Here is a 12567-nt window from a genome sequence, read left to right as displayed (position 1 = left end):
TGGGCGGAGTAGCGGAAGTCCACCCACTCGTTGACCGGCGCGCCGGCCACCCGGGCCACGTACAGCTCGCCCCAGGCCCGGCCGTGCAGCACGACGGGGGCGACGACACAGCACCCGCGCCCCCGGCGGCGCAGGGCCGTGACCCGCTGGTGGAAGTACCCGGCACTGCCGGACGCGCCGCCCTCGGCGGTCTCCACCCAGGCGTTGGGCCCACCACCACCGGCCCACCGCTCGTGCAGGAACTCGGTGATCTCCGGGAACTGGTACACCGGATAGGTCTCGGCCTCCGGGAACTCCTCCTCGTCGGCGGCCCGGTCCCCCACGTTCACGAGGACCCGGAGCCGGCCCAGCTCGCGCTCCCAGACCGACAGCGCGGCGAAGTCGCCGTCCAGCGCGTGACAGGCGCCGAGGGCGGCGGCCTGCCAGCACTCCCGTGGGGTGTGCGCCGCCGCCATGCCCTGAGCCAGCGCCACGACCGCGGCGAGCCGCTCGTCCTCACCCATTACTCCAGGTTAGGGAGTAATGCGGGCACAAGGGACATCGATGCGGCGATCAGGTGGCCGGCGCACCCCGGGCTCCCCCGGTTACTCCCCCGGCCACTGCGGCTCGCGCTTCTCGTTGAAGGCGGCCACGCCCTCCGCCCGGTCCCCCGAGAAGGCCACCGAGCGCCAGGCCGCGTCCTCGACCTCCAGCCCGGCCCGCAGGTCGAGCCCGTGGCCCAGCCGCAGCGACCGCTTGGCGGCCCGCAGCCCCACCGGCGAGTTCCCGGCGATCCGCTCCCCGAGCGCCAGTGCCTCCTCGCGGTCCCGGCCCTCCTCCACCAGCTGGTCCACCAGCCCCAGCCGGGCCGCCTCCGCCGCCTCCACCCGCCGGGCCGAGAAGATCAGCTCGGCGGCCCGCGCGGCCCCGACCCGCCGGGGCAGCAGCTGCGTACCGCCGCCGCCCGGGATCACACCCACGGACACCTCCGGCAGCCCCACCACGGCCGTACGGTCGGCCACGATCAGGTCGCAGGAGAGGGCCAGTTCGAAACCGCCGCCGAGCGCGAAGCCGTGCACCGCGGCGATCGTCGGCATCGGCAGCTCCAGCACCCCGGTGTACGCCGCCCGCGCCACCGGCCGCTGCCGGACCAGGTCGGCGTCGGTGAAGGAGTTCCGCTCCTTCAGGTCGGCCCCGACGCAGAACGCCCGTTCGTGCGACGAGGTCAGCACGACCACCCGGGCGGCGGGATCGGCGGCGAGCGCGGCGCACGCGCCCGCGAGGGAGCGGGCCATCCCCGTGGAGACGGCGTTCATCGCCTTGGGCCGGTCCAGCACCAGCTCCACGACGTGCCCGTGCCGCCGCACCAGCACGAACTCCCCGTACCGCTCCTCGCTCATGACACCCTCCGGTTAACGCGGGTTAACACACTGTGGGGTCGATCATCGCAGCCGTACCCGACCCGGGAAAAGACCAGGGGGGCCACGCCCGTTCGAGTGACCCGCACGCCACCGACGGCAGCGCGTAGCGCACGGCGGGAGGGAACCATGTCCTCCGCGTGAACGTACCGGGGGCCCCGGCGAGCGCGGCTAGGAGGACCGACCGTCGCGACGGGTGAGCAGCCACGGCTCGACCACGCCGAGCCCGCGCACCGGCCGCTGCCACATCGGCTGGAGGGCGAAGCGGTACGACGGCGTCTCCTCGCCCTCCTTCTCGGCCGCCGCGGCCTCCGCCTCGGAGACGGGCGCCTCGCCGGTGCGGATCAGCTCCTCGGCGAAGGCGCTGTCCACCAGGACGGCGTCCCGGGGCGCGATCGAGGTCAGCCGGGAGGCGAGGTTGACCGTCGTACCGAACACATCGCCCATCCGGGTGGTCACCGTGCCGAAGGCCATGCCGACCCGCAGCTCGGGCATCGTCTCGTCGTTCGCCAGCGTCTCCACCAGGCGCAGCGCGATGTCCGCGGCCACACCGGCGTCGTCCGCCGCGTACAGCACCTCGTCACCGAGGGTCTTGATCAGCCGGCCGCCGCGGGCGGCCACCAGGTCGGCGGCGGTGGTCTCGAAGGCCTCCACCAGCTCGCCCAGTTCCTCTTCCTCCATCCGGCGGGTGAGCCGGGTGAAGCCGACGAGGTCGGCGAAGCCGACGGCGAGCCGGCGGTCGACCATCTCCTCGTCGTCGGCGGCCTGCACGACCCGGCCGGTCGCGGCGGCGAGCTGGCGCCGCCAGACGTAGACCAGGAACTCCTCCAGCTCCGGCAGCAGCAGCTCGACCAGCGGGTACGTCACCTCGGTACGGGTCATGCCCGGCTCCGGGGGCTCGGTCAACCCCTCCAGGAACGAGTCGATCTGCCACTCGGCCAGCCGGGCCGTGGTCTGCCCCGTGGACCGGGCCACCTGCACCGCCATGGCCTCGCTGAGCAGCCCCGCCTCCACCAGACCGGCGAGCCGCCGCAGGGCCAGCACGTCCGCCTCGGTGAGGGCCTTGGCCTGCCCTATGTCCGCGAACCCCATGGCCCGCCAGAACCGGGACGCCAGCTCCATGGAGACACCGGCGCTACGGGCCGCCTGGAACGGGGTGTAACGGCGCTCGGCACCCAGGATGAGCTGTTCGAGCCGCAGGGCCAGCGGGTCCTCGCCGTTGTCGGGGGCGTGGGGATCCACCCGGCCGTCCCCGCCAGCGCCGGAGCCCGTGTCGTCGACGGTCACGCCTGCTGCCCTTCCGATCTGCCGCGGTCAGGTATCGACCGGCCTCAACTCTACGGCAGATGTGCGCCAGCTCACTCCGTCGGGTTGGGCCGACGGGACCCTTCCCGGCACCGGTCCCGGCCGGGAGGCGAGACGGCGGGGCGGCCGCGCACGGCGGGAAGGGGACGTGCCGGGGGTGTCCGCCCGCAGCGGTTGGCCCGTCAACGCGAGCGCCTCTACGGCCGACCGATTCCGCGCCGTTCCGAGGACGGACACCTCCCGGCGCGGCCCCGACTCTTCGCGCGCCCTGGGCGCGACGCGCACCCCCGCGCACCCGCACAGGCGCCGCAGGCATCCGCCCCACAGCCCGCACCCGAGGCAACTACGCCACAGGCACCCGCACCCTAGGCACCACGCGAAGGCAAGGCACAACGCACCCGCACAGGCGCCGCGGGCGTCCGACCGCAACCCGCGACCCGCACCCCGGCACCGGGCCGGCACCACCCCCCGAAGCCCCCGGCCAAACTCCCGGCCAGGGTCACGCGGGCCGCAGATGAACGATGTCCCCCGCCCCCACCGGCTCCTGGACCCCTTCCTCCGTGGCGATGACCAACCGCCCGTCCCCGTCCAGCGCCACGGCCTCCCCCACCACGGACCGGTCCCCGGGCATCTCCGCCCGGACCGTCCGCCCGAGCGTCGCGCACCCCGCCGTGTACGTCTCCTGCAACCCGCACACCGAGGGATCGCCCCCGGCCGCCCGCCACCGCCCGTACCAGTCCTCCAGCGCCCGCAGCACCGCCCGCAGCAGCGGATCCCGGTCCGTGCCGGCCGCCCCGGCCAGCGTCAGCGACCCCGCCTGCGGAACCGGCAGTTCGTCCGCCCGCAGGCTGACGTTGATACCGACACCGATGACGACCCCGTCGTCCCCGGCCCGCTCCGCGAGGATCCCCCCGGCCTTGCGCTCCTCGCCGCCGACGGTCACCAGCAGGTCGTTCGGCCACTTGAGCGCCGTATCGACGCCCGCGGCCCGCGCCAGCCCGGTCGCCACCGCGACCCCGGTCAGCAGCGGCAGCCACCCCCACCGTTCCACCGGCACCTCACGGGGCCTGAGCAGCACGGAGAAGAACAGCCCGGACCGCGGCGGCGCGCTCCACCGCCGGTCCAGCCGCCCCCGGGCCGCCGTCTGCTCCTCCGCGACCAGCACCGCCCCCTCCTCGACGCCCCCGGCGGCGGCCCGCGCCACGAGGTCGGAGTTGGTGGAACCGGTCTTCGGCACCACCTCGATGTCCCGGTACAGGCCCCCGTCCCGCACCAGCCCGCGCCGCAGTGCGGCGGCGTTCAGGGGCGGGCGTTCGAGGTCGGACCAGCGGCTGTCGTCTGATGGATTCTGCGGCGTCATGCAAGCCACCCTAGGTGTGGTAAACGACGCACTGCCGATCGGTAGCCCCACCACTACTCTACGAATGAGTAACCGTCCCCCCTTTTGAGCAGGCAGGGAGCCGCATCCCGATGTCCGAGCCGGAAGAGCGTCACGAGATCCAAGGGATCGACATTCACACGACCGCGGGGAAGCTCGCGGATCTCCAGCGGCGCATCCACGAGGCGACGCACGCCGGTTCGGAACGCGCCGTCGAAAAGCAGCACGCCAAGGGCAAGCTGACGGCCCGTGAGCGCATCGAGCTGCTGCTGGACGAGGGATCGTTCGTCGAGCTGGACGAGTTCGCCCGGCACCGCTCCACGAACTTCGGCCTGGAGCAGAACCGCCCGTACGGCGACGGCGTGGTCACCGGCTACGGCACCGTCGACGGCCGCCCGGTCGCCGTCTTCTCCCAGGACTTCACCGTCTTCGGCGGCGCCCTCGGCGAGGTCTACGGCCAGAAGATCGTCAAGGTGATGGACTTCGCCCTGAAGACCGGCTGCCCCGTCATCGGCATCAACGACTCCGGCGGCGCCCGCATCCAGGAAGGCGTCGCCTCCCTCGGCGCCTACGGCGAGATCTTCCGCCGCAACACCCACGCCTCCGGCGTCATCCCGCAGATCAGCCTGGTCGTCGGCCCGTGCGCGGGCGGCGCGGTCTACTCGCCGGCCATCACCGACTTCACCGTCATGGTCGACCAGACCTCGCACATGTTCATCACCGGCCCGGACGTCATCAAGACCGTCACCGGCGAGGACGTCGGCTTCGAGGAGCTGGGCGGCGCCCGCACCCACAACACCGCCTCCGGCGTGGCCCACCACATGGCCGGCGACGAGAAGGACGCCGTCGAGTACGTCAAGCAGCTGCTGTCGTACCTGCCGTCGAACAACCTCTCCGAGCCCCCGGTCTTCCCCGAGGAGGCGGACCTCTCCGTCACCGAGGAGGACCGCGAGCTGGACACGCTCGTCCCCGACAGCGCCAACCAGCCGTACGACATGCACACGGTGGTGGAGCACGTCCTGGACGACGCCGAGTTCTTCGAGACCCAGGCCCTGTTCGCGCCGAACATCCTCACCGGCTTCGGCCGGGTCGAGGGCCACCCGGTCGGCGTCGTCGCCAACCAGCCGATGCAGTTCGCCGGCTGCCTGGACATCGCCGCCTCCGAGAAGGCCGCCCGCTTCGTGCGCACCTGCGACGCCTTCAACATCCCGGTGCTGACCTTCGTGGACGTCCCCGGCTTCCTGCCCGGCGTCGGCCAGGAGCACGAGGGCATCATCCGGCGCGGCGCCAAGCTGATCTACGCCTACGCCGAGGCCACCGTCCCGCTGATCACCGTCATCACCCGCAAGGCCTTCGGCGGTGCCTACGACGTCATGGGCTCCAAGCACCTGGGCGCCGACCTCAACCTGGCCTGGCCCACCGCCCAGATCGCCGTCATGGGCGCCCAGGGCGCGGTCAACATCCTGCACCGCCGCACCATCGCCGAGGCGGACGACCCCGAGGCGACCCGGGCCCGCCTGATCCAGGAGTACGAGGACACCCTCCTCAACCCCTACGTGGCGGCCGAGCGGGGATACATCGACGCGGTGATCATGCCGTCCGACACCCGCGCGCACATCGTCCGCGGTCTGCGTCAACTGCGCACCAAGCGGGAATCCCTGCCTCCGAAGAAGCACGGCAACATCCCCCTGTAGGCCCCGCCGACCCCGGGAGCGGTCATGAACATCAAGGTCGTACGAGGCAACCCGACCCCGGAGGAGCTGGCCGCCGCCCTGGCGGTGGTCCGCGCCCGCGCCGCGGCGGCGGCCACCACGCCGTCCGGCGCGCGGGGCCCGAGGGACGCGTGGTCCGACCCGGCCCGCATCGCCGCCCGGCACGTCCCGGCGCCGGGCCCGGCGTCGTGGACGCGCACCTACTGGCCGGGCCGGGGCTGACCGTCCGCCGACCGGAACCCCGGGTGCCGATTTGAGTACGCCTACTCAGGCACCCGGGGCCGGTCCGGCCGCACGCTGGAAGGCATGCTGTGGTCAGATCCGGAGAACGAGCCGCCCGAGGAACTGCGCGAGGCGCAGAACATGCTCCGGCGGCTCGGTCTCCTCATGGCGCTGGCCATGCTCCTGGCGATGATCGTGATCGGCCTGAGGTGAGCCGCCCCGCATCGGCCCGAGGTGAGCCGCCCGGCGCGCCGTGGCTAACCTGACCGCATGACTGCCAATCGCCGCAGGCGACTCGTGCTCGCCTCCCAGTCCCCCGCCCGGCTGGGCCTGCTCCGGCAGGCCGGATTCGACCCCGAGGTCATCGTGAGCGGTGTCGACGAGGACGCCGTCACCGCGCCGACCCCGGCGGAGCTGGCGCTCGCCCTGGCCGAGGCGAAGGCGTCGGTGGTCGCGGCGCGGCCCGAGGTGCAGGGCGCCCTGGTGATCGGCTGCGACTCGGTGCTGGAGCTGGACGGCAGGGCGCTCGGCAAGCCGGCCGACGCCGAGGAGGCCACCGCCCGCTGGAAGAACATGCGGGGCCGGGCGGGGGTGCTCCAGACGGGGCACTGCGTGTGGGACACGGAGGCCAAGCGGTACGTGTCGGCGACCGCCTCCACGGTCGTCCGGTTCGGCGAGCCCAGCGACGCCGAGATCGCCGCCTACGTGGCCTCCGGAGAGCCCCTCCACGTGGCCGGCGCCTTCACCCTGGACGGCCGCTCGGCGCCGTTCATCGAGGGCATCGACGGCGACCACGGCAACGTGATCGGCATCAGCCTGCCCCTGATCCGCCGGCTCCTTGCGGAACTGGGCGTCGGCATCACGGAGTTGTGGGCCCCGGAACGCTGACCCGGACGTGGGCGGAGCCCTGGGACGGGACGGAGTCCCGGGGGTCCTCGTCGCCGTCCTGCGGCTCGTACGCAAGGCCCGCCGGCGCGTCCCCGTCGACGGGTTCCGCACCCGGCTCCGGCCCCGCCGCCGGCCCGGCCCCCTGCCCGGGCGTACCGCCGGCGTCCGCGCCCCGCGGGCCGGCCGCACGGTCGTACGTCATCAGGAGCAGCACGATCAGCCCGAGGACGGCGACCATGAACACGAACGCCGCCACGCCGAACAGTCCCCAGGCGAACGCGCCGAGCAGGGCGTGCACCACGGCCGCGCTGATCAGCACCACCCGGCCGAATCCGGCCGGGGCGCGGTCGCGCACCGCGACGACCACGGCCACCAGCGCGCACAGCGCGAAGTAGAGCCCGAAGACGACTCCGCCGATCTTCGAGGACGTCGCCATGACATCGGGGTCGAGGCCGGCCAGGGACATCTTCTGCCGGTCGACGACGACCCCGAGGAACCAGTTCACCGCCACGACGGACAGCGCCTCCACGAGGAGGACGACCGCGACGACCCACGCCACCGGTCTGCGCACCACCGGGCCCCACCCACTCTCACACCGACAGCCTGTTACTCCGGGTACGTCCGGGACATCGGGCACGCTACTAACGGGTAAACCAGGGGACAAGGGTTCCGGCCGAAGCAAAGAATCATTGGGCCATTCGTAGGGACTCCACAAAGAAACAGAGTGGGCCGCAGCACGCCCGTACAGAGACCTTGACCACATGGCAGGGCTAGGGTTTCCCCAGGAGTCCTGCGTACCCCGGTGCGACATGGGCTTTCTCTGGTCGGGCGAGCCTCGGATCACGCTCCGTGTGGGCAAGCTCACCATTGGGGACGGGTCGAAGTGCCGTGTCGGCAGTCCCTAAACTCGGCTTGTTTCAAGGAGGGAGCCTCAATCGTGCGCAAGGTGCTCATCGCCAACCGTGGCGAAATCGCTGTCCGCGTGGCCCGGGCCTGCCGGGACGCCGGGATCGCGAGCGTGGCCGTCTACGCCGACCCGGACCGGGACGCTCTGCATGTCCGCGCCGCGGATGAGGCGTTCGCCCTGGGCGGTGACACTCCGGCCACCAGCTATCTCGTCATCGACAAGATCCTGAACGCCGCCCGCGAGTCCGGTGCGGACGCGGTCCACCCCGGCTACGGCTTCCTGTCCGAGAACGCCGAGTTCGCCCAGGCCGTCCTCGACGCCGGCCTGATCTGGATCGGGCCGCCCCCGCAGGCCATCCGCGACCTCGGCGACAAGGTCGCCGCCCGCCACATCGCCCAGCGGGCCGGCGCTCCGCTGGTCGCCGGCACCCCCGACCCCGTCAGCGGCGCCGACGAGGTCGTGGCCTTCGCCAAGGAGCACGGCCTGCCGATCGCCATCAAGGCCGCGTTCGGCGGCGGCGGGCGCGGCCTGAAGGTCGCCCGCACCCTCGAGGAAGTCCCCGAACTGTACGAGTCGGCCGTGCGTGAGGCCGTCGCGGCGTTCGGCCGTGGCGAGTGCTTCGTGGAGCGCTACCTCGACCGGCCCCGGCACGTGGAGACGCAGTGCCTGGCCGACAAGCACGGCAACGTCGTCGTGGTCTCCACCCGCGACTGCTCCCTCCAGCGCCGCCACCAGAAACTGGTCGAGGAGGCTCCGGCGCCGTTCCTGTCGGATGCCCAGGTCAAGGAGCTCTACCGGGCCTCCAAGGCCATCCTGAAGGAGGCCGGTTACCAGGGCGCGGGCACGTGTGAGTTCCTGGTCGGGCAGGACGGCACGATCTCCTTCCTGGAGGTCAACACCCGCCTGCAGGTCGAGCACCCGGTCACCGAGGAGGTCGCCGGCATCGACCTGGTCCGCGAGATGTTCCGCATCGCCGACGGCGAAGAACTCGGCTACGACGACCCCGTCCTGCGCGGTCACTCCTTCGAGTTCCGCATCAACGGCGAGGACCCGGGCCGCAACTTCCTGCCCGCCCCCGGCACCGTCACCGCCTTCGAAGCCCCCACCGGCCCCGGCGTGCGCCTGGACGCGGGCGTGGAAGCCGGCAGCGTCATCGGCCCCGCCTGGGACTCCCTGCTCGCCAAGCTGATCGTCACCGGCCGCACCCGCGAGGAAGCCCTCCAGCGGGCCGCCCGCGCCCTGGAGGAGTTCCGCGTCGAGGGCATGGCCACCGCCATCCCCTTCCACCGCAAGGTGGTCACCGACCCCGCCTTCGCCCCCGAACTGACCGGCTCCAGCGACCCGTTCACGGTCCACACCCGGTGGATCGAGACCGAGTTCGTCAACGACATCAAGCCCTTCACCGGCCCCGCCGACACCGAGGCCGACGAGGACACGGGCCGCGAGACGGTCGTGGTCGAGGTCGGCGGCAAACGCCTGGAGGTCTCCCTGCCCTCCTCCCTCGGCATGAGCCTGGCCCGTACCGGGCTGGCGGCCGGGGCCAAGCCCAAGCGCCGCGCGGCGAAGAAGTCCGGCCCCGTCGCCTCCGGCGACACCCTGACCTCCCCGATGCAGGGCACCGTCGTCAAGATCGCCGTCGAGGAGGGCCAGGAGGTCAAGGAAGGCGACCTGATCGTGGTCCTGGAGGCCATGAAGATGGAACAGCCCCTCAACGCCCACAAGGCCGGCACCATCAAGAGCCTGACCGCCGAAGTCGGCGCCGCCCTCACCTCCGGCGCCGCCATCTGCGAGATCAAGGACTGACGGGTTCGCGGCCGGGGCGCGGGGGAGCGGTCAGCTGCGGACCGCTCCCTCCAGGTCGACCAGGAGCGTGCGCAGGTCGTCGTTGAGCCGCCGCTGGGTGTCGAGGTCGAGGGCGGACAGCACCCGTGCCTCCGTCTCGGTCTTGGTGGCGAAGACCTCGAGCGCCCGCTGCTCCCCTTCGTCCGTGAGACAGACCAGCACCTGGCGGCGATCGCCGGCGTCGACCTCCCGGCGCACCCAGCCCTTCTTCTCCAGGGCGGCCACGCGCTTGGTGACCGCGCCGGTGGTCAGCTGCATGATGTCCTGGAGCGAACCGGCGGTCACCTGGTGCGGCGGGCCGACCCGGCGCAGGGAGGCGAGCAGTTCGATCTCCCACGGTTCGATGCCGAAGACGGCCAGTTCGCGGCGGAGCCGGGTCTCCAGATGGTGGGCGACGCGCTGGATCCGCTGGCAGAGTTCCTTGGACGTCAGGTCGGGCGCCGTGGAGACCTGAGCGACCTGCTTCATGATCACGTCGACGCGATCGACGGCTTGCTGGCGATCACCCATGGGTCTACCCTAGCTGCTGGCCATTATCTTCCTGGTCGTTTAACTACCAGGAAGCGACGCAGTCGAATAGAGGTGCCTTGCCGATGACTCGTAGCGTCTCCGCGTCCGGCCCGCTTCAGGGCAGGATCGCGCTGGTGACAGGCGGTAGCCGGGGGATCGGGGCCGCGACGGCCACCACTCTCGCCGGCCTCGGGGCCGACGTGGTGCTCACGTACCGAAGTTCGCTGGACGAGGCCAAGGCCGTGGCGGCCGCGTGTGAGGAAAAGGGTGTAAAGGCCACGTTGCTCAGGGCCGACCTGGACGCGGCCGACGGCGCCGAGCAGCTGGTCGCCGCCGTGCGGGAGCAGGTGGACCACCTGGACGTCGTCGTCAGCAACGCGTGCGCCTCCTACCCGCGCGTGCCGCTGTCCGACATGGACCCGACCGCGCTCGGCGACAAGGTGCGCAACGACGTCGTCCTGCTGCACCGGCTCACCACCGCCTTCGTGCCCGCGATGCGGGAGCGGGGCTACGGGCGGCTCGTCGTCATCTCCAGCGGCTCGTCCTGGGGTCCGACCGCGCCCGGCCTCGCCGCGCACGGTGTGACGAAGGCCGCGCTGGAGGGCTATGTGCGGTACGCGGCCGACGAGTTCGGCTCCGATGGCGTGACCGTCAACGGTCTGGCCCTGGGCTTCGTCCTCACCGACGCCTCCGCGGTGGTCCCGCAGCCGGCGCGCGACGCGCTGGCCAACGCCACGCCGGCCGGGCGGCTCGGCACCCCGCAGGACATCGCCCACGCCGTGTCCCTGCTGGCCCGCCCCGAGTCGGAGTGGATCAACGGGGCGACCCTTCCCGTGACCGGCGGCCTCAACTACCCGCTGAACCTGTCACGCGTCCGGGGCCACTGACACCGGGGCCACCGACACCTGGGCCTCGGTGGTTCGGACGGTGCGCGGGAGGGAGTGGACGGGCTCCCACCCGCGCACCACTCCCCTTCGCGTGCCGTGCACGCCCGCATATCCGGACCGGCCGTGCGCCGCGTACGCCCATACGCCCGTATCGGCTGTGCGCCGTGCACGTCGGCATGCCGGTGTCGGCTGTGCGCCGCGCACGCTCGTAACCCGTGTCGCCTGTGCGCCGTGTGTGCTCATCCACCGGTGCCGGCCGCGCCTACGGCGGAGACCCCCAGGGCGGCGCGCAGCCGGTGCGTACGGTGCGGGCGTGGGGCACGGTGTGCGGACATGGGTTCCTTCGGTCGCTCGGGTCGGGCATCTGGTCGAAGTGGAGGCCTCCACCCCGACAGACGTCCGACCCCCGGCGAGGTTGCAGGTCGCGGCCGACGAATTTCCCCAGCCGTGTTCCCGTGCCGCCACCGCCGCCCGGCCCGGCCGCTCAGCCGAGCAGCTTCAGCAGTTCCTGGGCGACCGGTGCCGAGGAGGCCGGGTTCTGGCCGGTGACCAGGTTGCGGTCCACCACCACGTGCGGCGCCCACGGCTCGCTCGCGCGCACGTCGACGCCCGCCTCGGTCAGCCGGTCCTGCAGCAGCCACCCGGCCTGCCCGGCCAGGCCGCCCTGGATCTCCTCCTCGTTGGTGAAGGCCGCCGCGCGGTAGCCGGCGAAGGCGTTGGTGCCGTCCGGCCGGACCGCGGCGAGCAGCGCGGCCGGACCGTGGCACACCACGGCCAGCGGCTTGCCCGAGTCCAGGGTCCGGATCAGCAGCCGGCCCGACTCGGCGTCCACCGCCAGGTCCTCCATGGGGCCGTGCCCGCCCGGGTAGAAGACGGCGGCGAAGTCGTCGAGGTCCACCTCCGCGAGCTTCACCGGCGTCCGCAGCTCGGTCATCTCCTCCAGCGCGCGGGCGAGTTCGGCGGCCTTCTCCTGCCCGCCGTTGACCTCGGCCGCCAGGCTGGCCCGGTCGACCGGCGGCACGACACCGCCCGGTGTGGCGACGACGATCTCGTGGCCGGCGGCCTTGAGGGCGCGGTAGGGGACCACGGCCTCCTCGGCCCAGAAACCGGTCGGATGCGCGGTGCCGTCGGCGAGCGTCCAGTGGTCGGAGCCGGTCAGCACGAAAAGGATCTTCGACATGGTCGTTGTCTCCAGAAGTCGGGATCCCAGGGAACTGGGGTCTGCGACTGCGAACGTAGGCCAGTACACCCATAGGCATCCAATGAAGGACCGTATGACAGGCATAGGGCTTTCTATGTCTCCCGGAAGCGGGTGGCGCGGCCATACTCGGAGCCGTGGAGACCGCTTCCCTCGACCTCAACCTGCTGCGCACCTTCCTCGCGGTGTACCGCTCCGGCTCCTTCACCGGCGCCGCCCGGCTGCTCGGGCTGTCGCAGCCGACGGTGACGACGCAGATGCGGGCGCTGGAACGGCAGACCGGCCGGGAGCTGTTCGAACGGCTGCCGCGCGGGGTCACCC

Annotated in this window: 13 protein-coding genes and 1 pseudogene; 7 read left to right on the top strand and 7 right to left on the bottom strand. The window is 72.4% G+C overall.

Annotation, left to right across the window (positions count from 1 at the left end):
* From H5J33_RS10025 to H5J33_RS10010, 4 genes and pseudogenes are all read right to left on the bottom strand, one after another.
* A pseudogene (locus H5J33_RS10025) lies at window positions 1–503 on the bottom strand (diguanylate cyclase); the annotation flags it as partial.
* An 81-nt stretch (window positions 504–584) separates the two neighbouring features.
* Entirely contained in the window at window positions 585–1379 is a 795-nt protein-coding gene (locus tag H5J33_RS10020) for an enoyl-CoA hydratase/isomerase family protein (protein WP_181794534.1), read from the bottom strand.
* Window positions 1380–1568: 189 nt separating this feature from the next.
* Window positions 1569–2684 carry an adenylate/guanylate cyclase domain-containing protein gene (locus tag H5J33_RS10015; protein ID WP_181794533.1) on the bottom strand — a complete coding sequence of 372 codons (1116 nt, stop codon included), beginning with the start codon at window positions 2682–2684 and terminating at the stop codon, window positions 1569–1571.
* A 517-nt stretch (window positions 2685–3201) separates the two neighbouring features.
* The gene (locus H5J33_RS10010; RefSeq protein ID WP_181794532.1) at window positions 3202–4062 is read right to left on the bottom strand and encodes a biotin--[acetyl-CoA-carboxylase] ligase; all 861 of its coding nucleotides are present in this window, start codon (window positions 4060–4062) and stop codon (window positions 3202–3204) included.
* Window positions 4063–4172: 110 nt separating this feature from the next.
* Between H5J33_RS10010 and H5J33_RS10005 the strand changes: the two genes are divergently transcribed.
* From H5J33_RS10005 to H5J33_RS09995, 4 genes are all read left to right on the top strand, one after another.
* A complete protein-coding gene (locus H5J33_RS10005) occupies window positions 4173–5774 on the top strand; it encodes an acyl-CoA carboxylase subunit beta (RefSeq protein WP_181794531.1) in 1602 nt (533 codons plus the stop codon).
* A 24-nt stretch (window positions 5775–5798) separates the two neighbouring features.
* Window positions 5799–6014 carry an acyl-CoA carboxylase epsilon subunit gene (locus H5J33_RS10000; RefSeq protein ID WP_181794530.1) on the top strand — a complete coding sequence of 72 codons (216 nt, stop codon included), beginning with the start codon at window positions 5799–5801 and terminating at the stop codon, window positions 6012–6014.
* An 84-nt stretch (window positions 6015–6098) separates the two neighbouring features.
* Window positions 6099–6227: a morphogenic membrane protein MmpB gene (gene mmpB / locus H5J33_RS37340; RefSeq protein ID WP_258564986.1), complete on the top strand. Its 129-nt coding sequence runs from the start codon at window positions 6099–6101 to the stop codon at window positions 6225–6227.
* Between the two features lie 57 nt (window positions 6228–6284).
* Window positions 6285–6902, top strand: coding sequence for a nucleoside triphosphate pyrophosphatase (locus tag H5J33_RS09995; RefSeq protein WP_181794529.1), 618 nt, complete (start codon window positions 6285–6287; stop codon window positions 6900–6902).
* Here H5J33_RS09995 and H5J33_RS09990 read toward each other — a convergent pair.
* Entirely contained in the window at window positions 6874–7476 is a 603-nt protein-coding gene (locus tag H5J33_RS09990) for a hypothetical protein (RefSeq protein ID WP_181794528.1), read from the bottom strand. The two genes, H5J33_RS09995 and H5J33_RS09990, sit on opposite strands and share 29 nt — an antisense overlap.
* A gap of 363 nt (window positions 7477–7839) precedes the next feature.
* Between H5J33_RS09990 and H5J33_RS09985 the strand changes: the two genes are divergently transcribed.
* The gene (locus H5J33_RS09985) at window positions 7840–9612 is read left to right on the top strand and encodes a biotin carboxylase N-terminal domain-containing protein (protein WP_181794527.1); all 1773 of its coding nucleotides are present in this window, start codon (window positions 7840–7842) and stop codon (window positions 9610–9612) included.
* 30 nt (window positions 9613–9642) lie between these two features.
* Here the strand turns inward: H5J33_RS09985 and H5J33_RS09980 are convergent, their stop codons facing one another.
* A complete protein-coding gene (locus tag H5J33_RS09980) occupies window positions 9643–10161 on the bottom strand; it encodes a MarR family winged helix-turn-helix transcriptional regulator (RefSeq protein WP_181794526.1) in 519 nt (172 codons plus the stop codon).
* Window positions 10162–10244: 83 nt separating this feature from the next.
* Between H5J33_RS09980 and H5J33_RS09975 the strand changes: the two genes are divergently transcribed.
* Complete coding sequence (locus tag H5J33_RS09975; protein ID WP_181794525.1) at window positions 10245–11048, top strand: SDR family oxidoreductase; 804 nt, start codon at window positions 10245–10247, stop codon at window positions 11046–11048.
* Between the two features lie 484 nt (window positions 11049–11532).
* Here the strand turns inward: H5J33_RS09975 and H5J33_RS09970 are convergent, their stop codons facing one another.
* Window positions 11533–12228, bottom strand: a complete 696-nt coding sequence (locus H5J33_RS09970) for a type 1 glutamine amidotransferase domain-containing protein (RefSeq protein WP_181794524.1) — start codon at window positions 12226–12228, stop codon at window positions 11533–11535.
* 155 nt (window positions 12229–12383) lie between these two features.
* Here H5J33_RS09970 and H5J33_RS09965 point away from each other — a divergent pair.
* On the top strand, window positions 12384–12567 hold a 184-nt coding region (locus tag H5J33_RS09965; protein ID WP_309485369.1), incomplete at its 3' end, for a LysR family transcriptional regulator.

This window comes from Streptomyces sp. WELS2 (assembly GCF_013870595.1).
Taxonomy (GTDB): domain Bacteria; phylum Actinomycetota; class Actinomycetes; order Streptomycetales; family Streptomycetaceae; genus Streptomyces.
The sequence above is the reverse complement of the archived record's forward strand: the minus strand, read 5'-3'. Positions and strand labels throughout refer to the sequence as shown.